Genomic DNA, 19715 nt, shown 5'->3' on the forward strand with positions numbered 1-19715 from the left:
GCTCCGGAACTTCGGGGACGACGGGTCTCCGCCTCTACCCCGCCCGGGCCCGCGGTGCAAGGCCCGGCCCGGCCGCGTTCCGGTGACGGACCATCACCCGGATCATCCAGCCGAGCATCACCGCGTTCAGTAGATGCCAGAGGAAATGCGTCCCGAGCGGGAAGGCGCCGCAGACCGGGCCATCCAGCGTGCGGAAGGTGAGCGAGACGCAAAGGATCACGACGCCGATCGCGAGGCCGCGGGCGGTCTCTCGCGCCCGTCGGCGAAGCATGAACGCGTAGAGGCCGATCAGCAGAACGACCGGCAGGTAGCTGACAGATCCGTTCAGCGAACCCGCGACCCGTTCAACGAGGCCCGAGACCGCGGCGGAGAACGGAACATAGAGCAACGACACCAGCCCCCCGGCCCAGACCGGCGCGCCGAGAAACCGGGTGGTGGCCAAATGAATGTAGATCAGGATGAACGCGAGGATCGGCAGCACATCGGCGAGCCCGGCCCAGACCTGCGCGAAGGTGTGGAACAGGAAGGAGCCGATGCCGATGATGCCGAGCACGAGCGCGAGCAGGCGGGCCCCGGCATCGCCGCGCGTCATCGGCCAGGCCAGCGCGGCGGCCAGGAGAAAAGCACCGTTCGTCAGCGCGTTGACCGGTTCGGACCAGAACCCCGGGTCGGTCCGCTCGCAATAGGCATTGACGGCCCGCGTCCAGTCCATCGACAGTCTCCTCGCACCCCTATCGGCTTCCTACCCTGTCAACAGGAGAAAATCGACATGAAGATCATATGGTTGGGACATTCCGGGTTCCGCGTCGAGATCGAGGATCAGGTGCTGCTGATCGACCCCTGGCTGACCGGAAATCCGATGTTCCCGGCCGAGCGCCGCGACGAGGCCATCGGCGGCGCGACCCAGATCCTGCTCACCCATGCCCATGGCGATCACTCCGGCGACGCGATCGCGATCGCGAAGGAACTCGGCATCCCGGTCGTCGGCACCTACGACCTCGTGAGCTTCTGGGAGAGCCGCGACGGCATCCAGGGCGTCGGGTTCAACAAGGGCGGAACCGTCGCGCTCGGCCGCGTGAAGGCCACGCTCGTCAACGCGACCCATTCATCTTCGCTGAGCGGCGCGACCGGCCCGATCTACGGCGGCTGCGAGGCCGGGTTCATGATCGAGGGCGAGGGCCGGACCATTTATGTCTCCGGCGACACCGACGTGATGGCGGACATGGAAATCTTCGAGGATCTCCACCACCCGGAGATCGGCATCCTCTGCGCCGGCGGCCATTTCACCATGGACATGGCGCGCGCCGCCTATGCCGCGAAACGGTTCTTCAACTTCAAGACGGTGATCCCCTGCCACTACAGAACCTTCCCGCTACTCGCCCAGTCGGCGGAGGAACTGGTGAACGGCCTTCCCGGCGTCGATGTCCGCGAACCGGAGGTGCTGGTCCCGATCGAACTCTGATTGAGCGCCCACCAGCGACCAGCGCGTCACCGCCCGCTGGCGGAAGCGCGCTGGGCTGTCGTGCGTTGGCCTGTCAGTTGCGGGTCTCGTACTCCGCCATGTTCTCCGGCGTCACCAGTTCGAAGGGAACGTAGGTCTTCTGGTCGAATGACATTCCGTTGACGATGTTGAGGGCCACGTCGATCGCAGTGTTGCCCTGACCGAAGGCGTCCTGGAAGACGGTTACATCGAGATCTCCCTCGCTCATCGAGACCAGGGCTTCCTTCGTCGCATTGATCCCCGCGATAACCAGCGGCTGTGGGTCCTGCCCTGAGGCGCGGATTGCCTGGATCGCCCCGATGGCGGATTCGTCGCCGTTGGCGATGATCGCATCGACCTCCAACCCTGTCGACAGCCAGTTGGTCATCAGGTCGAAAGCCTCGATCCGGGTCCAGTTGGCGCTCTGCTCCGCGACGATCTCGAGCCCCTTGCACTCGTCAGTCGCCACAACGTCGTGAACGTCCTGCGTCCGCTGACGCGCAGCCTGGTTGCTGAGTTCGCCGACGATGATCGCTACCCGGCCTTCGCCGCCGAGCAGCCGGCAAACTTCCCGCGTCTGCAGCGTACCCGACTCGATCTCGTCGGAGGCGACGAATGCCTGGTTCGAGGGCAGGTCATCGACGTTAACCGGCTGACGGTTGACATAGATCAGCGGAACCCCCGCGTCCTCGGCCATTCGTGTTAGGGCATTGGTTCCATCGGTATCGACCGCGTTCACGATGATCGCGTCAACGCCCAGTGCGATGAAGTTCTGCACCTGACTCATCTGCTTCTGAACGTCGTTCTGGGCGTCCTCGATCTGCAACGAGACGCCTTCCTTGCCATCCGCGTAATCCGTCATTCCGTTGCGGAGCACCGTCAGAAAGCTATCATCGAACGCCGCCATGCTTACGCCGATCTCCTGTGCCGATGAGATCGTCGCAATGGTGACAATGATCGACGCGGCCAAGCAAACACGCTTCAAGACTTCTCTCCCTATTTTTGATTTCTCTTCGGCGGACAGTCGCCCCCGGAGCTTGGGATACGGCTCGCAATCCGGTTCCGGCAAGGATTGGCTTGATCAGATCTGATCAAACGAGGCCAGCACGCGCAACGACACTCGAATCACCGCCGCGCGGCGAAGAACATCCGGAGAAGCTCCGCCGCCTCCGTCTCCGCGATCCCCCCGAAGACCTCCGGGCGGTGATGCGTCTGCGGATGCGAGAAGACCCGCGCGCCCTGCTCCACCCCGCCGGATTTCGGATCGGAGGCGCCGTAGCAGAGCCGTCCGATCCGTGCCGCCGCGATCGCCGCGGCGCACATGGCGCAGGGCTCGAGCGTGACATAGAGGTCGAGCCCGGTGAGACGCTCCGACCCGCGCGCGGCGCAGGCGGCGCGGATCGCCAGCATCTCGGCATGCGCGGTCGGATCGGAGAGCTCGCGCGTGCGATTGCCGGCGCGGGCCAGGACCGCGCCGGTCGCGGGATCGGCGATCACCGCCCCGACCGGCGTCTCGCCCCGGTCCCGGGCCGCGCGCGCCTCGTCGAGGGCGATCCGCATCAGGGGAGCGAACAGCACCATGCCGCCGCTTCGCATGGCCGGCGGTCGCCCGGCAAGCGGCTTGCGCGCTCCGAGGCGCCTTGCGATTTGCTTTGCGGGGACACGCCGGCCCATGTAGGAGCACCGGCATGAGCACCGATCCCGACTCCGAGCGCATCGCGAAACGCCTGGCCCGCGCCGGCGTCGCCTCCCGCCGCGTCGCCGAGACCATGATCGCCGAGGGGCGCGTCGCGGTGAACGGACGCTTGATCGACAGCCCGGCGCTCAACGTGACGGCGGCCGATCGCATCCAGGTCGATGGCAAACCGCTCGCCGAGGCGGAGGCCACCCGCCTCTGGCGCTATCACAAGCCCGCGGGGCTGGTGACGACCGACCGCGACGAGAAGGGCCGCGACACCGTCTTCACCCACCTGCCGCCCGACATGCCGCGGGTCCTGTCGATCGGGCGGCTCGATCTCAACTCCGAGGGGCTGCTGCTGCTCACCAACGACGGCGCGCTCAAGCGGCGGCTGGAACTGCCCTCGACAGGCTGGCTCCGCAAGTACCGGGTGCGCGCGAAGGGGGAGCCGAATGACGCGGCCCTGGAGCCGCTGAGGCGCGGCGTGACGATCGACGGCGAGAAGTTCCAGCCGATGACCGTCAGCATCGACCGGCAGCAGGGTGCCAACGTCTGGCTCACCATCGGGCTCCGCGAGGGCAGGAATCGCGAGATCCGCCGCGCGCTGGAGCATGTGGGGCTCACGGTGAACCGGCTGATCCGGCTCTCCTACGGCCCGTTCCAGCTCGGTGATCTGCCCCCGGGGGCGGTGGAGGAAGTGCGGCCCAAGGTCTTGCGCGACCAGATCGGCCTGCCCGTTCCGGCGGGGCGGCCAGAAACCAAACCGGAGACCGGTCCGCGGCGTCCCGCCGCGGCGAAAACGTCCGCGGAGAGCGGTAGGCTTTCTCGCGTGTCTGGGAATCGCCGCGCGCCCGAAACAACCGGGGCGCGAGGTGGGCGGACATCACCTCAAAAGAAACCGCCCCGGACCTGATCCGGGACGATTCGGGGAGACGCGCGGGCGAGCAGTCAGATCGGAGAGCGCTCACATGCCGCCACGTTCGATTGTCTCGTCAAACCTTCAGATGGCCGGCGCTCTTGCGGCCATCACGGCCGTCTATGAGTTCGTACTCGATCGGCTGGTTGTCCTGCAGTGTCTGCAGCCCGGCCGCCTGCACGGCCGTGATATGTACGAAAATGTCCTTTCCACCATCGGAGGGCTGAATAAATCCGTAGCCTTTCTCCGTGTTGAACCACTTGACAGTGCCTTTAGCCATTCTGAAGCGCCCTTTAGTCGTCAGACCGGAGCACAATGCCCCGGGTCACAGCACGTCACGTCCTCGTGACCGCCGCGGGGCAATATCAGAGCACGGAACCTACCTTCGGAAACACTAGCCCGAATCACTACCCAAAAAAAAGCGCCTTGGACCTTTTTCGCAACGCCGAAACGCCCGTGCCCGCGTGATTTCGCGCCCCCGGCCCCGACCCCGGACCCGCCCTGGACCCATGGCACTAGCAACCGCTCCGCGAGGTGACTATCTTTCCAGCATTGCCCGGCGGTCTAGGCCGTCATGATTGCCCGGTGGCGAAAGCCGCCGTGGCGCCCGAGTGTTAGAGAGGCACCCTTGCGACTCACCGGCTTCATCGTACTCGCCGCGATCGTGCTCTCCACAGGCTTCGCCGCGCTGGCGGGGCCGGTGCCCGTTCGGGTGCCCGGGGCTGACACACCGTCACGCCTGCCCGGTCAACTCTCCCCCGCCCCCCACGCCCCGGCCGTTTCCGGAGATTTCTGATGGCCGCCCAGCGCTACGGGGGCAAGTATTCTCCCGACCCCTCGGTCACCCCGAAGGCCGGCGGCGGGGATGGCGCGAAGCGCGGTGGTGCCACGCCGCCGCCGCCGTTCCGCAACCGGCGCGCGAGCAGTGTGAGCTTCCGGGCCCGGCTGATGTTCGCACTGCCGATCCCGCTCTTTCTCGGCGGCCTCTTCGCGATCGGCTCCGGCGACCCCGTCGCCATGGTGGCCAATCTCGGCGGCTTCGCGGGCCTCATGGGCTCCGCCTGGCTGCTCGCCGAGGGGCAGCGGGCGGAGGCCGCCTACGAGGCGCGCGCGGTCGCCCGCCCGCCAGCGATTCCGCGCAAGCTCTTCGCAGCCGCGATCACCGGCGTCTCGATCGCGGCGGTGAACTTCCTCAGCCTCGATCAGGGACTCGGCTCGATCGCCTACGGCCTCGTCGCCGGCCTCGCCCATGTCGCGGCCTTCGGGCTCGATCCGATGAAGAAGAAAGGCATCGCCGGCTTCGACGATTTCGCCTCGGAACGCGTCGCACGCGCGATCGACGCCGCCGAGGACCTGCTGCGCGAGACCTCCGCGGCCGCCAACCGGATACGCGACCGGCGGCTGCAGAGCCGGGTCGAGCGGGTCTGCGACAACGCCCGCGATGTCTTCCGCGTGGTGGAACGCGATCCGCGCGACCTGCCGCGTTCCCGGGCCTTCCTGAGCGTCTACCTGCTCGGCCTGCGCGACGCCACGGTGAAATACGCCGATCTCGCCGACCGGGGCGGCGCCCCGGGCGCGCGCGAGCGCTTCGAGTCGCTGCTCTCGGATCTCGAGGCGAGCTTCGGCAAGCAACGCACCCATCTGCTGGAGGACAACCGCGGCTCGCTCGATGTCGAGATCGAGGTGCTGCGCGACCGTCTGCGGCAGGATGGACTCGTCCCCATCGAAGGAGAGAAGTCATGACCGAGGAAGTCCGGGCCCAGGCCGAGGCGACCATCAAAGACGTCGAGGAAGTGACGGCGCTCCTCCTGCCCGAGCCGGAGCCCGAACCGGTCGTCGATCCGCGCGCGCTCGATCCTCAGGCCCAGGCCGAGGTCGAGCGTCGCAAGGCCGAGATCGACATGAGCAATACCCAGTCGATCATCCGCTTCGGCTCCGCCGCCCAGGCCGAGTTGCAGTCGATCAGCCAGGACATGCTGGCGGGCGTGCGTAACAAGGACGTGGGACCGGCGGGCGACAGCCTGCGCGACATGGTGACCTCGCTGCGCGGCTTCTCGATGGACGAGCTCGACCCGAACCGGAAGCGCAGCTGGTGGGAGCGCCTCACCGGCGCCGCCGAGCCGCTGGCGGAATTCGCCGCGAAATACGAGACGGTGCAGGCGCAGATCGACAAGATCTCCGCCGAACTGCTCCAGCACGAGCACGCGCTCCTGAAGGACGTGAAGTCGCTCGACAAGCTCTACGAGAAGACGCTCGACTTCTACCGCGAGCTGGCCCTCTACATCGCCGCCGGCACCGCGAAGCTCGCCGAGATCGACGGAACGGAGGTTCCGGCGCGGGAAGCGGCGATGAACGCCGCCGCCGAGAGCGACAAGATGATCCGGGCACAGGAGCTGCGCGACCTGCGCGCCGCGCGCGACGATCTGGAGCGGCGGGTGCACGACCTGAAGCTGACGCGGCAGGTCACGATGCAGTCGCTGCCCTCGATCCGGCTGGTGCAGGAGAATGACAAGAGCCTGATCACCAAGATCAACTCGACGCTCGTCAACACCGTCCCGCTCTGGGAGACCCAGCTCGCCCAGTCGGTGACCGTCCATCGCTCGCGCGAGGCGAGCCGCGTGGTGAAGGAGGCGAACGACCTGACCAACGACCTGCTGCGCAAGAATGCCGAGAACCTGCGCGAGGCGAACGCCGAGATCCGCACCGAACTCGAACGCGGCGTCTTCGACGTGGACGCGGTGCAGAAGGCGAACGACGACCTGATCGCGACGATCGAGGATTCGCTCAGGATCGCCGACGAGGGCAAGGCGCGCCGCGCCGAGGCCGAACGGAGCCTCCAGCGGATGGAGGGCGAGCTTCGCGACACGCTCGCCGCCGCCAGGGCGCGCGGAGACGCGCCCTCCAGCCGACCCACGGCCTGACGGCGGGGCGCATGTCGAGCGGCGGAGCGGGCGGAGATGCTGCGCGCGCGACCGGGCGGATCGCCCCGGGGGTCGCGCTCGCCGGCCTGTTCGCCCTGACCGGATGCGGCTGGTCCGGTGGCGGCTGGTACGGTGGCGGGGACGCGGTTCCCGTGGCCGCGCCGTCGCCCGACAGCTTCTCCGCGCCCGCCGATGCGATCCCGCCGCTCCCCGAGGAGGGGATCGATCCGCGGGAGCTGCGCCAGTTCTATTCCGATGTGCAGCGCGATCTGATCGCGACCGGCCGGCTCAGGACCGACACGGCCCCTTCCGACGCGCCCTATGGCGTGCCCGAACTGGTGCGGGATTTCGAGCGGGTGGCGTTCTACAACGAATATACCAATGTCGACGGCGAACTGGTGCACGAGGAATCCTCCTATGTCCTCCGCCGCTGGGCCAAGCCGATCCGGGTCGCCGCGATGGCCAGCCCCGCGACGCCGAAGGACTCCGCGCGCGACCGCGGCAATGTCGCGGCCTATGCCCAGCGCCTCGCGCGGCTGACCGGCGCGGACATGCGCATGGCGGACGATCCGTCGGTGAACTTCCTCGTGCTCTTCATGAATTCCGACGAGCGCGAGCTATTCGCCGACCAGATCCGGCGCCGCTACCCGATCTTCGCGCCGGCGATCATGAACACCATGCGCGACGCGCCGCTCGACACGTTCTGCATCACCTATTCCTACGAGGACCCGTCCGATCCCGCGCTCTACGACGCCGTGCTGATCCTGATCCGGGCGGAGCATCCGTCGCTCACGCGGCTCTCCTGCGTGCATGAGGAGATGGCCCAGGCCATGGGCCTCATGAACGACAGCCCGGAGGCGCGGCCGTCGCTCTTCAGCGACAGCCTCGAATTCGCCCTGCTGACCGAGCATGATGAAATATTGCTCCGCATGCTCTACGATCCCCGCCTGAGCCCCGGCATGACGGCGGAGGAGGCGCGTCCGCTCCTCCCCGACATCGCCCGCGACGCCATCGCCGCGGAACAGCGCGACGGCGGCGCGCCGGCCCCGGCCGTGAACTGAGAGGAAGGCTTCCCATGTCGATCTTTGATTTCCTCCGTGGCGAGTTCATCGACGTCATCCACTGGACCGACGACACGCGCGACACCATCGTCTGGCGGTTCGAGCGGCAGGGTCATGCGATCAAGTACGGCGCCAAGCTGACCGTGCGCGAGGGGCAGGCGGCGGTCTTCGTCCATGAAGGCCAGCTCGCCGACGTGTTCGGCCCGGGGCTCTACGAGCTCCAGACCAACAACATGCCGATCCTGACGACGCTGCAGCACTGGGACCACGGATTCCAGAGCCCGTTCAAATCCGAGATCTACTTCGTCAACACCCGGCTTTTCACCGATCTCAAATGGGGCACGAAGAATCCGATCCTCTGCCGTGACAAGGAGTTCGGACTGGTCCGGCTGCGCGCCTACGGCACCTATACGATGCGGGTGACGGACCCGGGCAGGTTCCTGACCGAGATCGTCGGCACCGATGGCGAGTTCACGACCGAGGAGATCGAATTCCAGATCCGCAACGTGATCATCACGCATTTCAGCCAGCTGATCGCCGCCTCCGGCATCCCGGTGCTCGACATGGCGGCGAATACGCTCGACCTCGGCAAGCTCGTCGCCGACAGGATCTCGCCGCTGATCGCGGATTACGGGATCACGCTGCCCGCCTTCTACATCGAGAACGTCTCGCTCCCGACCGAGGTCGAGAGCGCGCTCGACAAGCGCACGGCCATGGGCGCGGTCGGAGATCTCAGCCGGTACACCGAATTCTCCGCCGCCGAGGCGATGACGAAGGCGGCCGCGAACCCGGACGGCGGCGGCGGGATGGCCGCCGGGATGGGCGCCGGCATGGGCATGGCGATGGGCGCCCGGATGGCCGAAGGCATGGGGCGAAGCGGCCCATGGGGCGCGGCGCCCGCGGCCGATGCGGCGCCGCCCCCGCCCCCGGGCGCCGCGACGCGGGTCTGGCACGTCGCAGAGGGTGGCGCCACGAAGGGCCCCTATTCCGAGGATGAGCTCGCGGTCATGGTCTCGGGCGGCGCGGTCACGGGCGAGACCTGGCTCTGGACGCCGGGCAGCGCCGACTGGAGGCGCGCGTCCGAAATTCCGGAAGTCGCCCGCTTCCTGAGCGCGACGCCGCCGCCCCCGCCCGCGGACTGAGGTCTCGCGGATGAGCGGTTCGGATTCCGGAAACCCGTGGACGGCGGGCTCGCCACCCCGCCCCGGCGGATCGGGCACGAGCGGCCCTTGGGGTCCGGCGCCCGCCGCTCCGGGGCCGGACTCTCCGGGGCCCTCCGCTCCCGGGCCTGACGCCCTACGCCCCTCCCCGCCTCCGACCGAAACGGTGGCCCCGCGTCCTCCCGCGCCGGAAGCCGCTCCAGCGGGGCCGGTGAAGCTCGAGGACCACCGCTTCCCCTGCCCGGCCTGCGGCGCGCCAATGCGGTTCCGGCCGGGCACGACGGCGCTCCGCTGCCCGCATTGCGGCCACGAGGAGCCGATTCCGGACGCACGTGGCGGCATCCCGGAACTCGACCTCCGCGGCGCGGCGGAGAAGGCGGTTCCCGCCGTCGAGATGGAGGATCTGCGCGTCGTCCGCTGCGAAAGCTGCGGCGCCGAGGTCGAGTTCGACGCCGATATTCACGCCAAGGTCTGCCCGTTCTGCGCCGCGCCGATCGTGACCGACACCGGGGTGCGCCGCTACATCAAGCCGCAGGCGCAATTGCCCTTCCTGCTGACCGAGGACGAGGCGCGGCAGGCGATGAACCGCTGGCTCGGCCGGCTCTGGTTCGCGCCGTCGAACCTCAGGGCCTATGCCCGCGCCGGCCGGGCGATGGACGGGATCTACGTCCCCTACTGGACCTACGACGCCGAGACGCGCACGCGCTACAGCGGCCAGCGCGGCAAGGTCCACTACGAAAGCCATCCCGTGCGGGTGCGGGTGAACGGACGGACCCAGACCCAGACGCAGCAGGTCGCGCGCGTCCGCTGGTATCCCGCGCAGGGCGCGGTGGCGCGGAACTTCGACGACGTGCTCGTGCTCGGCTCCAACAGCCTGCCGAAGCGCTACACCGATGCGATCGCGCCCTGGGATCTCTCGGCGCTCTCCGCCTATGAGCCGCGGTTTCTCGCGGGCTTCCGCGCCGAGGGCTATTCGGTCCCGGTCGAACAGGCTTACGGCGAGGCGAAGGAGATCATGGACGAGGTGATCCGGCAGGACATCCGTCGCGACATCGGCGGCGACCGGCAACGGATCGGCGCGATGGAGACGAGCGTCGGCGCGCTCACCTTCAAGCACGTGCTGCTGCCGGTCTGGGTGGCGGCCTACCGCTATCACGGCAAGAGCTACCGCTTCGTGGTCAACGGCCGCACCGGCGCGGTGGAGGGCGAGCGGCCCTATTCGTCGATGAAGGTCTTCTTCTTCGTCCTCGCCATGGTGCTCGCCGCCGTCGCCGTCGCCTATCTGCAGGTCGCGTCCTGAGGCGCCGGCCGGTTCCGGCGACGCGTTCGTTGGCGCGGCCGGCCTCGTGAAGCTCCGGGCCGGACCGGAACCTCAGCCGATGCTGGCGGCGATCTGTTCGACGCTCACGCCTTCCTTCACCTCGCGGAGCCGCGCATAGACAAGGGCGGTGAATATGGCGAAGAGCGCGTAGTAGATCGCCGAGACGAAGGATTCGACCAGCACCGACAGGGCGAAATTGTTCTCGACCGCGTAGAGCGCCGACCCCGCGAGCATGGCGAGGCCGACGATGACGACCCCCATCAGCAGGACGGCCCCGGCGAGTTGCCAGCGATAGCCTTCGGTCAGTTCCTGCGCCCGGCCGAGCCCGCGCCAGCCCGAATTCTCGAAGACCACCGCCTCGACCCAGGGCAGGAAGCGCGCGACGACGTAGAGGCCCGGCACGATCAGGAGCGCGAAGCCAAGCCCCGCGAGCACGCTGATCACGATCCCGAGCACGGCGATCGGCAGCAGGTGCCGCGCCGCCTGCCGCGCGTACTGCCCGACGGAATGCGTCTTGCCGATCACCGCGTCGAGCGCGACGAGGCAGAGCACGCCGACGACGAAATAGCTCAGCACCATGCTGAGCGAGCCGAGCATCAGCGCGCCGAAGCTCGGCACGGCCGGCATCGCGGCCTCGCCTCCCTCGGCCATCGGCGCCGCCGGCCAGGCGGCCCGGTTCAGGAGCGAAAGCGCCAGGGCCGGAACGAAGGCCATCGGAAACACGGTCGAGAATTTCGCGAGAAGGAGGCCGAAGGATTGCGCGACGATGCGTCCGGCCCCGAGTGGCGGCGGCGAAGGATGGCTCACGGGCGAGATGCTCCCTGCGGTTTCGATCCGGGCCCGCGGAGCGGCCCCGCCCGAGACCTAGCGGATCGGCCGGCGGGAGAGAAGTGCGCGGAAGCGCCCAGTGTCCCGAATGAGCCCGGTCCCGAATGACCCCGTCCCGGATGACCCCGGTCTCGGATGACTGGCTCAGGCGAAGGCGTCGGGCCGCGCCTCGCGCGCCATGTGGTCGAGCACCGCGTTGACGAACTTCGATTCCTTGCCTTCGGGATAGAAGGCCTTGGCCACGTCGACGAATTCGGTGATCGTGACCTTGGGCGGCGTGTCGGTCGCGACAAGCTCGGCCCCCGCCGCGCGGAAGAGCGCGCGCAGGGTCGGATCGATCCGGTCGATCGGCCAGCGCGCCACAAGCCCGCGATGCGTCAACTGGTCGATGCGCGCCTGTTCCGAGACGGTGGCGTTCAGAAGGCGGCGAAAGTGGTCGAGATCCGCTTCGGCATATGCCACGCCATCGATCTCCGCGCCCATCCGATGCGTTTCGAACTCGCGGAGCACGGTATCGAGCCCCACATCGGCGGCCTCCATCTGGAAGAGCGCCTGCACGGCATAGAACCGCGAGGCCGAGCGCATGCGCCGGCCCTGGGCGGCGGTGGGTTTCGGACCTGGCGGCGGGCTGGAGTCCATCACGAATCGACCGTCTGGACCCCGGCCGGCCGGAAGCCGGCGCCGGAGAGGCGTCCGGCCTTGGCAAATCGCCGCGCGAGGGCGACGAGATGCATCGCCGCGATCGCGGCGCCGCCGCCCTTGTCCTGCCCGGCCGCTTCCGCGCGGACCCGCGCCTGTTCCTCGTTCTCGACCGTGAGAATGCCGTTGCCGATGCAGAGCCCGCCGAGGCCGAGCAGCGTCAGCCCGCGCGAGGAATCGTTGCAGACTGTCTCGTAATGGGTGGTCTCGCCCCGGATCACGCAGCCGAGTGCCACGAACCCGTCGAAACCGTCGTCGCGGCTCGCGAGCCGGATCGCGGTCGGAACCTCGAGCGCGCCCGGCACCTCGATCGTCTCATGCGTGGCACCCGCCGCCTCGATCGCCGCGCGCGCGCCCTTGAGCAGCTCGTCGGCGATGGCACGGTAGAACGGGGCGACGACGATCAGGAATTTCGTCGGCTCGTCGAAACTCGGGGCGGACAGACCCTCGTGGTCCAAGGTGCTGGCCATGGTTCAGCCTCCGCTGGCGGGAATGGGGCGGGTGCCGGTGATCGAGAGCCCGTAGCCTTCGAGCCCGACGATCTTCGGCATCGGCGAGTTGGTGAGCAGCAGGATATCATGCAGGCCGAGCGCGTTCAGGATCTGCGCGCCCACGCCGTACTGGCGCAGCTTCTCGGGCGAGACGTGATCGCCGAGATCGACCGCGCTCGCCATGTCGCGCAGGAGCACGAGCACGCCCCGGCCTTCGCCCGCGATCGCGAGCATCGCATCGCGGAGCTGGTGGGACCGGCCGGCGTGAATTCCGAGCATGTCCTCGATCACATTGGCGGCGTGCATCCGCACGAGCACCGGCTCCGGCGTCGAGAGATCGCCCTTGGAGAGCACCAGATGCTCCGCCCCGCTCGCCGTGTCGGCGAAGACCCTGAGCTGCCAGTCGCCGCCGAATTCCGAGGTGATGCGGCGCACCGCGGTCTCGCGGACCAGATTGTCGTGGCGCAGCCGGTAGGCGATCAGATCGGAGATGGTCCCGACCTTGAGCCCGTGGCGCTGCGCGAACTGGATGAGATCAGGCAGCCGGGCCATCGTGCCGTCGTCGTTCATCACCTCGCAGATCACGCCGGCGGCGTTGAGCCCTGCGAGCCGCGGGATGTCGACCGCGGCCTCGGTATGGCCGGCGCGCACCAGCACGCCGCCCTCGCGCGCCCGGAGCGGAAAGACATGGCCCGGCGTCGCGATGTCCAGGGGACCGGAGCGCGAGTCGATCGCGACCGCCACGGTGCGGGCGCGGTCGGCCGCCGAGATCCCGGTCGAGATCCCTTCGCGCGCCTCGATCGAGACGGTGAAGGCGGTCTCGTGCCGCGAGGAATTGGACGCGGACATCTGGGGCAGGCCGAGCGCGTCGAGCCGTTCCGCCGTCAGGGCGAGACAGATCAGCCCGCGCCCGTAGGTCGCCATGAAATTGACCGCGTCGGGCGTGCACATCTGCGCGGGGATGATGAGATCGCCCTCGTTCTCCCGATCCTCGTGGTCGACGAGGATGAACATCTTGCCGTTGCGCGCGGCATCGATGATCTCCTCGATCGGCGAGATCGCATCGTGATAGTCGGTCGACAATTCCATTCCTGGCCCCCTCACGTCAGCCCGCGCTGAATTCGGTAAGACGCGCGACATAGCGCGCCAACGTGTCGATCTCCAGATTGACCAGCAGTCCCGGCCGCGCCGCGCCCCAGGTGGTATGCGCCCGGGTATGCGGGATGATGTTCACGCCGAACTCCCGGCCATCGACCTCGTTCACCGTGAGCGAGGTTCCGTTGAGCGCGACGGAGCCTTTCGGCGCTATGTATCTCGCCAGCGCCTCGGGCGCGCGAAAGACGAAGCGCATGCTGTCGCCCTCGGGCGTCATGCTCACGATCTCGGCGCGGCCGTCGATGTGGCCTGAGACAATATGTCCACCGAGTTCGTCGCCGAGGCGGAGCGCGCGTTCGAGGTTCACCCGCGATCCCGCCGCCCAGGCCGTGCCCTCGGAGCGGATGTTGGTCCTGGCAACCGTCTCGGCGGAAATGTCCACGTCGAACCAGCCACCGCCTTCCGTGCGCGCGCCGCGGTCCACAACCGTGAGGCAGACGCCGTCGCAGGCGATCGAGGCGCCGAGCGCGATCGAGTCGGAGGCATAGACCGTCCGTATCCGGGCGCGAAGGTCGCCCCGGTCCTCGAGACGCTCGATCTCGCCCATGTCGGTCACAATTCCGGTGAACATCGGAGGGTCCCGGTCGCTCGTTTGGCTCAGGCCCAGCGTCCTAAACCTCGGCGTCCCGGTCGGCAAGGGAGGATTGCCGGGAGACCCATCGGTGCGGATCGGCAACAATCGCGCCGCCTCGCGCACCGTCCCGGCGCGCCGTGTCTGGCTTCGCCGTCGCAAACCCGCTAGCCTCGCCTGCCAAGCCCGGGCGGTGATCCGGGAAAGAGGCCAACGAGCGGACAAGAGGCAATCGATGCGATTGAGGGCGAAAGCCGCGGCGCGCCTGCTGGGCGTGATCCTGATCGGCGCGCTGGCGGGCTGTACCATGCCGCGCTCGGGCCCCACGGCGAGCGATCTCAGGTCGCCGAGCGTCGATCCCTCGTTCAACATGCATACCGTGGAGGTGACGCCGGTGATCGCGACGATCACCCGCGTGGACACGCCGCTCGGCTTCCCGGGTTCCATGACCGGCGCGGGGGTGGTCTCGCCCGACACGATCGCGCCCGGCGACCGTCTCGCGGTCACGGTCTGGGAGAATGTGAGCACCGGCCTGCTCGCCGGAGTCGGACAGAAGAACACGCCGCTCGCCGATTTGCAGGTGGACCAGTCGGGCCACATCTACGTGCCCTACGCCGGCCGGATCGACGCGTCGGGGCTCACGCCCGACCAGCTTCGCGCGAAACTCGTGGAGAGCCTTCAGGGCCAGACGCCCGATCCGCAGGTCGAGGTGCGCCGCGTGGCCGGCGACGGTTCGACCGTCGCGGTGATGGGCGAGGTCGAGACGCCCGGCGTCTACCCGATCGAGGCGCCGACCCGGCGGCTCTCGGCGATGCTGGCGCGGGCCGGTGGCGCGCGGGTGCCGATCGAGGTCGGTCAGGTGAAGCTCGAACGCGCCGGGACGACGGGCCGCGTCTGGCTCCGCGACCTCTACGACAATCCGCGCGAGGACATCGCGCTCCGACCCAACGACCGGGTGATCGTCGAGACCGACCGGCGCGCCTTCACCGCGCTCGGCGCGACGAGCCGGCAGAGCCGCGTGAACTTCACCGAGCGCGACATGACCGCCCTCGAGGCGATCGCCGCCGCTGGCGGTCTGGACGGTCGGGCGGCCGATCCGACTGGCGTCTTCGTCTTTCGCGAGGAGAATTCGGACATCGCAAACCGCGTCCTCGGCCGCGGCGATCTCGCCGGGCCGCAGCGCATGGCCTATCTGATCGATCTGACGGAGCCCGAGGGGCTGTTCGCGGCGCGCGATTTCATCATCCGCGACGGCGATACCGTCTACATGACCGAGGCGCCCTTCGCCTCCTGGAGCCGCGTGCTCGCGGTCGCCATCACCGCGGTCAACCTCTCCGCCTCGGTCGACCGGCTCGCCGACTGATCCCCGGCCTTTGGGGCGTCTCCGGGCCCGCCCGCCGCTACTCCCGGACCCAACGCGTCCGCGTGTCGGGTCCGACGCGCGTGACATCGGCGATCCGGTAGCGCGGCGCGAGCGCGAGCGACTCGAGACCGATCGCCCCCACGCCCGGCAGCCCTTCGGCGCCGATCACGATCCCGGCGGTGTAGCAGATCACCTCGTCGACCAGCCCGGCCTCGATCAGCGCGCCGGCCAGCCGTCCGCCGCCCTCGCAGAGCACCCGCGTGAGCCCGCGCTCGCCAAGAAGCCTCATCATCGCGGCGAGGTCCATCTGGCCATCCGGCTGGAACGGGACCTCGATCAGATCGGCGCCCATCTCCGTCCATGCCGTGCGCCGCGCCTCTTCCGCCTCCGCGTGATGGCAGAGCCAGAGCGGCACCTCGCCCGCGGTCTGGCCGATGTAGCTCGACCGGGGCAGCGCGAGAGAGCCCGTGACCACCACACGGACCGGGTTCGCATCGCCGATGCCGAGGCCCCGCACGTTGAGCCGGGGGTCGTCGTCGCGCGCGGTGGCGGCCCCGACCAGCACCGCGTCGGCGCGCGCGCGCATCAGATGGACCTCGGCCCGCGCCCAGGGCCCGGTGATCCATTTGCTCTCGCCCGAAGCCGTGGCGATTCGGCCGTCGATGGAGGTCGCGAGCTTCAGCGTCAGCGTCGGACGGCCGGTCCGGATACGCTGGAGAAAGCCCCGGTTCAGCGCCTCGGCTTCCTCGGCGAGACAGCCGACATCGACCGTGATGCCCGCCGCCTTGAGCGCGGCGAGCCCCTCGCCGTTCACCCGCGGGTCCGGGTCGCCGATCGCGACGACGACGCGCGCGACGCCCGCGGCGATCAGCGCGCCCGCGCAGGGACCGCCGCGGCCCGCGTGCGAGCAGGGTTCCAGCGTGACATAGACCGTGCCGCCCCGCGCACCGTCGCCCGCCTGCGCCAGCGCCATCGCCTCGGCATGCGGCCGGCCGCCGTCCTGGGTCCAGCCGCGGCCCACCACCGCGCCCGCCTGCGAGACGATCACGCAGCCGACGGCGGGGTTGGGCCACACCCGCCCGAGCGCGCGCGCGCCAAGGCCGAGCGCCGCGCGCATGAAGCCCGCGTCCAGATCTGAAAAGGCCATGATATTCAGTTGTCGTCCTGTACCGCCGGCGCCGGTCGAAGTTCGGACACGAAGTCTTCGAAATCGTCGGCCGCCTGGAAATTCTTGTAGACGCTTGCGAAGCGCACATAGGCGACGGTGTCAATCCGTGCCAGCGTCTCCATCACGATGGTCCCGATCGTATCCGAGGGAACATCGGTCTCGCCGAGCGATTCGAGACGCCGGACGATGCCGGAGATCAGCTGGTCGAGCCGCTCGACCTCGATCGGGCGCTTCTGCATCGCGATCCGGATCGACCGTTCGAGCTTGTCGCGGTCGAAGGCCTCCCGCCGGCCGTTCTTCTTCACGACGACGAGATCGCGCAGCTGCACCCGCTCATAGGTAGTGAACCGGCCGCCGCAGGCCGGGCAGAAGCGGCGGCGGCGGATCGATACATGGTCCTCGGCGGGACGGCTGTCTTTGACCTGGGTGTCGATACTTCCGCAAAACGGACAGCGCATGCCCCATCCTTACCCGTGCTTCGGACCGGGAGCACTATAGGGACTGGACAACAGATTGGGTAGAGGCTTCGTCGCAACCACTACTGGCCGCGGGCGATCCGGCCGTCCGACCGGGATCGATCCGGGGGAGCATCGGGCTGGGCTGTGACCGATCGGCTACGCCGCGCGGCTTTCCGGGTACAGTCGCGCGGTCGGGTCTTGAAGGCGACCGGGCGCCCGCGGCATTGAGAACGCCCGAGTACCCCGGCGATGACACGCCGCCGCGCGTGTCCCCAGTCGCCCTCCCCCGCAAGTCTCCACCCCGCCGTCGCCGGAGGCGGCGCCATCCCACCGTCGCCGGAGGCGGCGCCATCCCACCGTCGCCGGATGCGGCGCCATCCCGACGCTCCACATCCATCTTGACGATCCGGCTTTGCCCGTTTATGCATGTTTCTGCATGAAGCCGTCGATTCTGCACTCCTAAGAAGAAAACCACCATGAGCAGTTTCCTGACATCCGAGCGCCTCGACGCGATCGAGGCGCGACTTCTCAGCGAGGGCCGGGTCGTCGCGGCGGAACTCGCGCGCGACTTCGCGACCTCGGAGGACACGATCCGGCGGGACCTGCGCGCGCTCGCCGCCGCCGGCCGCTGCCGCCGCGTCTATGGCGGGGCGCTGCCCGCCACGCCGTCGAAGGGGCCGATCAGCAGCCGCGCGCGCCTCGCCGCGCCGGTGAAGGAGGCGCTCGGCGCCGCGCTGGCGCGGCTGGTCGAGCCGGGCATGACGGTGTTCCTCGACACGGGCTCGACCAACCTCGCCGCCGCGCGGGCGCTGGCGGCCAGTTCCGACCTCGGCGGCGTCACGCTCGTGACCCATACGCCGGCGATCGCGGCGGCGCTGGTCGAGGCGCGGGGCGGGGCGCTCGTCGCGATCGGCGGCCGGGTCGATCCGGTGATCGGCGCCGCGATCGGCGCCCATGCGCTGGAGGAGATCGCCGGGCTCCGGCCCGACCTGCTCCTGCTCGGCACCTGCGGGCTCGACCCCGAGGGCGCGCTGACCGCGCATTCGGTCGAGGACGCCGCCGTGAAGCGCCGCCTCGCCGCCAACAGCGGCGCCGTCGCCACCGCCTGCGACCGGAGCAAGATCGGCACCGCCGGTCCGTTCTCCGTCATCGAACTCGCCGCCTGCGACACGCTCGTGATCGAGGCCGGCCTGCCCCAGACCGTACGGGACCGCCTGGCGGACATCGGTCCCGAGCTTATCGAAGTGGAAACCGTGTGATGACCGAAACCGCCCTGCCCCCCGCCCGCTCCGCGCTGATGCCCAAGGAACGCGTCGCCGTCTCGGTCGCCTTCCTCTTGAACGGCTATCTCGTCGGCAACTGGGCGCCCCGGATTCCGGTGTTCAAGACCCAGCTCGGCATCGACGAGGCGATGCTCGGCCTCCTGATCCTCGCCTTCGGCGTGGGCTCGCTCGTGACGATGCCGCTCGTCGGCGCCGTGATCGCGCGTGACGGGTCGCAGAGGATCCTGCGCGCGCTGACGCTCTGCCTCGCGCCCTCCTGGTTGTTCCTCGTCCTCGCGCCCGCCCTGCCCGTCGCCTTCGTCGGCGCCTTCCTGTTCGGCGGGATCATCGGCGGCATGGACGTGGCGATGAACGCCAACGCGGTCTCGGTCGAACGCTCGATGCGGCGCGCGATCATGTCGTCCTGCCACGGCTTCTGGAGCCTCGGCGGCCTCATCGGCGCCGCGACGGGCGGCGTGCTGCTCGGACAGTTCGGAGGCATGGCGCAGTCGGCGGTGATCGTGGTCGTCTGCGCCGCGCTGCTCGCGTTCATCTGGGGCGCGATCATGCGCGACCGCGCCGCGCCGCAGGCGGAGAAGCAGCCGCTGCGACTGCCGCGTCAGGCGCTCCCCTGGATTCTCGGCGCGATGGCGCTCCTCTGCATGATCCCGGAAGGCTCGGTGCTCGACTGGAGCGCGCTGTTCCTGCGCGACGAGCTTGACGCCTCGGTCGAGGTCTCGGGCTTCGCCTACGCCGCCTTCGCCGCGACCATGGCGGTGATGCGCTTCACCGGCGATCTGATCCGCGACCGGTTCGGCGCGATCCGGACCTTCCGGGTCTCCGCGCTGGTCGCCGCCGCCGGTCTCGTCGTCGCCGGCTTCGCGCCGAGCCCGAGCATCGCCATCGTCGGCTTCGCCGTCTCGGGTCTCGGCATCGCGAACCTTGTCCCGATCGCCTTCTCGGCGGCGGGCAATCTGCCGGGGCTGCCGCCGGGCGTCGGGATCTCGCTCGTCACCTTCCTCGGCTATTCCGGCATGCTCTTCGCGCCGTCACTGATCGGCTTCATCGCCGCCCATGTCGGCCTCGGACTGATCTTCGCCGTGCTGCCGGTGCTCTATCTCGTCGCCTTCGCCTTCGCGCATCATGCGCGAACCGCCGACATGGCCGAGGAGCACCGCTGACG

Annotated in this window: 20 protein-coding genes and 1 pseudogene; 10 read left to right on the forward strand and 11 right to left on the reverse strand. The window is 69.1% G+C overall.

Annotated elements, in window-relative coordinates; genetic code table 11:
* Window positions 1-34 precede the first annotated feature (34 nt).
* Complete coding sequence (locus ACLJK8_RS03790) at window positions 35-712, reverse strand: ceramidase domain-containing protein (RefSeq protein ID WP_413148763.1); 678 nt, start codon at window positions 710-712, stop codon at window positions 35-37.
* Between the two features lie 57 nt (window positions 713-769).
* Between ACLJK8_RS03790 and ACLJK8_RS03795 the strand changes: the two genes are divergently transcribed.
* The gene (locus ACLJK8_RS03795) at window positions 770-1462 is read left to right on the forward strand and encodes a metal-dependent hydrolase (protein ID WP_413148764.1); all 693 of its coding nucleotides are present in this window, start codon (window positions 770-772) and stop codon (window positions 1460-1462) included.
* A 73-nt stretch (window positions 1463-1535) separates the two neighbouring features.
* On the opposite strand, the gene ACLJK8_RS03800 is transcribed toward ACLJK8_RS03795, so the two are convergent.
* Both ACLJK8_RS03800 and ACLJK8_RS03805 read right to left on the reverse strand, forming a co-directional pair.
* Window positions 1536-2450, reverse strand: a complete 915-nt coding sequence (locus ACLJK8_RS03800) for a sugar ABC transporter substrate-binding protein (protein ID WP_413148765.1) — start codon at window positions 2448-2450, stop codon at window positions 1536-1538.
* A 155-nt stretch (window positions 2451-2605) separates the two neighbouring features.
* Window positions 2606-3040, reverse strand: coding sequence for a nucleoside deaminase (locus ACLJK8_RS03805; RefSeq protein ID WP_413148831.1), 435 nt, complete (start codon window positions 3038-3040; stop codon window positions 2606-2608).
* A gap of 128 nt (window positions 3041-3168) precedes the next feature.
* Between ACLJK8_RS03805 and ACLJK8_RS03810 the strand changes: the two are divergent.
* Window positions 3169-3901 (forward strand): annotated as a pseudogene (locus tag ACLJK8_RS03810) (pseudouridine synthase); the annotation flags it as partial.
* A gap of 249 nt (window positions 3902-4150) precedes the next feature.
* On the opposite strand, the gene ACLJK8_RS03815 reads toward ACLJK8_RS03810, so the two are convergent.
* Window positions 4151-4354: a cold-shock protein gene (locus ACLJK8_RS03815; protein WP_413148766.1), complete on the reverse strand. Its 204-nt coding sequence runs from the start codon at window positions 4352-4354 to the stop codon at window positions 4151-4153.
* A gap of 515 nt (window positions 4355-4869) precedes the next feature.
* Here ACLJK8_RS03815 and ACLJK8_RS03820 point away from each other — a divergent pair.
* The 5 genes from ACLJK8_RS03820 to ACLJK8_RS03840 all read left to right on the forward strand — a co-directional run bounded on the left by ACLJK8_RS03820 (window position 4870) and on the right by ACLJK8_RS03840 (window position 10516).
* Window positions 4870-5817, forward strand: coding sequence for a 5-bromo-4-chloroindolyl phosphate hydrolysis family protein (locus ACLJK8_RS03820; RefSeq protein ID WP_413148767.1), 948 nt, complete (start codon window positions 4870-4872; stop codon window positions 5815-5817).
* On the forward strand, window positions 5814-6995 hold the full coding sequence (locus ACLJK8_RS03825) for a toxic anion resistance protein (protein WP_413148768.1): 1182 nt from the start codon (window positions 5814-5816) through the stop codon (window positions 6993-6995). Before ACLJK8_RS03820 ends, ACLJK8_RS03825 begins: the two co-directional genes overlap by 4 nt.
* Before the next feature lie 11 nt (window positions 6996-7006).
* Window positions 7007-8056 (forward strand): DUF2927 domain-containing protein, encoded by a 1050-nt coding sequence (locus ACLJK8_RS03830; protein WP_413148769.1) that lies wholly within the window; start codon window positions 7007-7009, stop codon window positions 8054-8056.
* 14 nt (window positions 8057-8070) lie between these two features.
* A complete protein-coding gene (locus ACLJK8_RS03835; protein ID WP_413148770.1) occupies window positions 8071-9198 on the forward strand; it encodes an SPFH domain-containing protein in 1128 nt (375 codons plus the stop codon).
* Between the two features lie 229 nt (window positions 9199-9427).
* Entirely contained in the window at window positions 9428-10516 is a 1089-nt protein-coding gene (locus tag ACLJK8_RS03840) for an NADH pyrophosphatase zinc ribbon domain-containing protein (protein WP_413148771.1), read from the forward strand.
* A 72-nt stretch (window positions 10517-10588) separates the two neighbouring features.
* On the opposite strand, the gene ACLJK8_RS03845 is transcribed toward ACLJK8_RS03840, so the two are convergent.
* The 5 genes from ACLJK8_RS03845 to ACLJK8_RS03865 all read right to left on the reverse strand — a co-directional run bounded on the left by ACLJK8_RS03845 (window position 10589) and on the right by ACLJK8_RS03865 (window position 14281).
* A complete protein-coding gene (locus ACLJK8_RS03845; RefSeq protein ID WP_413148772.1) occupies window positions 10589-11344 on the reverse strand; it encodes a hypothetical protein in 756 nt (251 codons plus the stop codon).
* A 165-nt stretch (window positions 11345-11509) separates the two neighbouring features.
* Window positions 11510-12004, reverse strand: a complete 495-nt coding sequence (gene nusB / locus ACLJK8_RS03850) for a transcription antitermination factor NusB (RefSeq protein WP_413148773.1) — start codon at window positions 12002-12004, stop codon at window positions 11510-11512.
* Complete coding sequence (locus ACLJK8_RS03855) at window positions 12004-12534, reverse strand: 6,7-dimethyl-8-ribityllumazine synthase (protein ID WP_413148774.1); 531 nt, start codon at window positions 12532-12534, stop codon at window positions 12004-12006. Before ACLJK8_RS03855 ends, nusB begins: the two co-directional genes overlap by 1 nt.
* 3 nt (window positions 12535-12537) lie before the next feature.
* A complete protein-coding gene (gene ribB / locus ACLJK8_RS03860; protein WP_413148775.1) occupies window positions 12538-13644 on the reverse strand; it encodes a 3,4-dihydroxy-2-butanone-4-phosphate synthase in 1107 nt (368 codons plus the stop codon).
* A 16-nt stretch (window positions 13645-13660) separates the two neighbouring features.
* Entirely contained in the window at window positions 13661-14281 is a 621-nt protein-coding gene (locus ACLJK8_RS03865) for a riboflavin synthase (protein ID WP_413148776.1), read from the reverse strand.
* A gap of 235 nt (window positions 14282-14516) precedes the next feature.
* Here ACLJK8_RS03865 and ACLJK8_RS03870 point away from each other — a divergent pair, with 235 nt between their 5' ends.
* Window positions 14517-15644: a polysaccharide biosynthesis/export family protein gene (locus tag ACLJK8_RS03870; RefSeq protein ID WP_413148777.1), complete on the forward strand. Its 1128-nt coding sequence runs from the start codon at window positions 14517-14519 to the stop codon at window positions 15642-15644.
* Window positions 15645-15681: 37 nt separating this feature from the next.
* On the opposite strand, the gene ribD is transcribed toward ACLJK8_RS03870, so the two are convergent.
* Entirely contained in the window at window positions 15682-16791 is a 1110-nt protein-coding gene (gene ribD / locus ACLJK8_RS03875; protein ID WP_413148778.1) for a bifunctional diaminohydroxyphosphoribosylaminopyrimidine deaminase/5-amino-6-(5-phosphoribosylamino)uracil reductase RibD, read from the reverse strand.
* Window positions 16792-16796: 5 nt separating this feature from the next.
* Window positions 16797-17270, reverse strand: a complete 474-nt coding sequence (gene nrdR / locus ACLJK8_RS03880) for a transcriptional regulator NrdR (protein WP_413148779.1) — start codon at window positions 17268-17270, stop codon at window positions 16797-16799.
* 476 nt (window positions 17271-17746) lie between these two features.
* On the opposite strand from nrdR, the gene ACLJK8_RS03885 reads away from it, so the two are divergent.
* Window positions 17747-18529: a DeoR/GlpR family DNA-binding transcription regulator gene (locus ACLJK8_RS03885; RefSeq protein ID WP_413148780.1), complete on the forward strand. Its 783-nt coding sequence runs from the start codon at window positions 17747-17749 to the stop codon at window positions 18527-18529.
* Complete coding sequence (locus ACLJK8_RS03890; RefSeq protein ID WP_413148781.1) at window positions 18529-19713, forward strand: MFS transporter; 1185 nt, start codon at window positions 18529-18531, stop codon at window positions 19711-19713. The genes ACLJK8_RS03885 and ACLJK8_RS03890 overlap by 1 nt, the downstream gene beginning before the upstream one ends.
* Window positions 19714-19715: the final 2 nt, after the last annotated feature.

The organism is Amaricoccus sp. W119, assembly GCF_047275745.1.
In the GTDB taxonomy this organism is placed as follows: Bacteria; Pseudomonadota; Alphaproteobacteria; order Rhodobacterales; family Rhodobacteraceae; genus Amaricoccus.

Excerpts from the sequence above, each read along its gene's own strand:
- ACLJK8_RS03790 (WP_413148763.1), bottom strand. The coding sequence starts at position 712 with ATGGACTGGACGCGGGCCGTCAATGCCTATTGCGAGCGGACCGACCCG.
- ACLJK8_RS03890 (WP_413148781.1), top strand. The coding sequence starts at position 18,529 with ATGACCGAAACCGCCCTGCCCCCCGCCCGCTCCGCGCTGATGCCCAAG.
- nrdR (WP_413148779.1), bottom strand. The coding sequence starts at position 17,270 with ATGCGCTGTCCGTTTTGCGGAAGTATCGACACCCAGGTCAAAGACAGC.
- ribD (WP_413148778.1), bottom strand. The coding sequence starts at position 16,791 with ATGGCCTTTTCAGATCTGGACGCGGGCTTCATGCGCGCGGCGCTCGGC.
- nusB (WP_413148773.1), bottom strand. The coding sequence starts at position 12,004 with ATGGACTCCAGCCCGCCGCCAGGTCCGAAACCCACCGCCGCCCAGGGC.
- ACLJK8_RS03870 (WP_413148777.1), top strand. The coding sequence starts at position 14,517 with ATGCGATTGAGGGCGAAAGCCGCGGCGCGCCTGCTGGGCGTGATCCTG.
- ACLJK8_RS03815 (WP_413148766.1), bottom strand. The coding sequence starts at position 4,354 with ATGGCTAAAGGCACTGTCAAGTGGTTCAACACGGAGAAAGGCTACGGA.
- ACLJK8_RS03830 (WP_413148769.1), top strand. The coding sequence starts at position 7,007 with ATGTCGAGCGGCGGAGCGGGCGGAGATGCTGCGCGCGCGACCGGGCGG.
- ACLJK8_RS03855 (WP_413148774.1), bottom strand. The coding sequence starts at position 12,534 with ATGGCCAGCACCTTGGACCACGAGGGTCTGTCCGCCCCGAGTTTCGAC.
- ACLJK8_RS03835 (WP_413148770.1), top strand. The coding sequence starts at position 8,071 with ATGTCGATCTTTGATTTCCTCCGTGGCGAGTTCATCGACGTCATCCAC.
- ACLJK8_RS03805 (WP_413148831.1), bottom strand. The coding sequence starts at position 3,040 with ATGCGGATCGCCCTCGACGAGGCGCGCGCGGCCCGGGACCGGGGCGAG.
- ACLJK8_RS03865 (WP_413148776.1), bottom strand. The coding sequence starts at position 14,281 with ATGTTCACCGGAATTGTGACCGACATGGGCGAGATCGAGCGTCTCGAG.
- ribB (WP_413148775.1), bottom strand. The coding sequence starts at position 13,644 with ATGGAATTGTCGACCGACTATCACGATGCGATCTCGCCGATCGAGGAG.
- ACLJK8_RS03885 (WP_413148780.1), top strand. The coding sequence starts at position 17,747 with ATGAGCAGTTTCCTGACATCCGAGCGCCTCGACGCGATCGAGGCGCGA.
- ACLJK8_RS03820 (WP_413148767.1), top strand. The coding sequence starts at position 4,870 with ATGGCCGCCCAGCGCTACGGGGGCAAGTATTCTCCCGACCCCTCGGTC.
- ACLJK8_RS03825 (WP_413148768.1), top strand. The coding sequence starts at position 5,814 with ATGACCGAGGAAGTCCGGGCCCAGGCCGAGGCGACCATCAAAGACGTC.
- ACLJK8_RS03795 (WP_413148764.1), top strand. The coding sequence starts at position 770 with ATGAAGATCATATGGTTGGGACATTCCGGGTTCCGCGTCGAGATCGAG.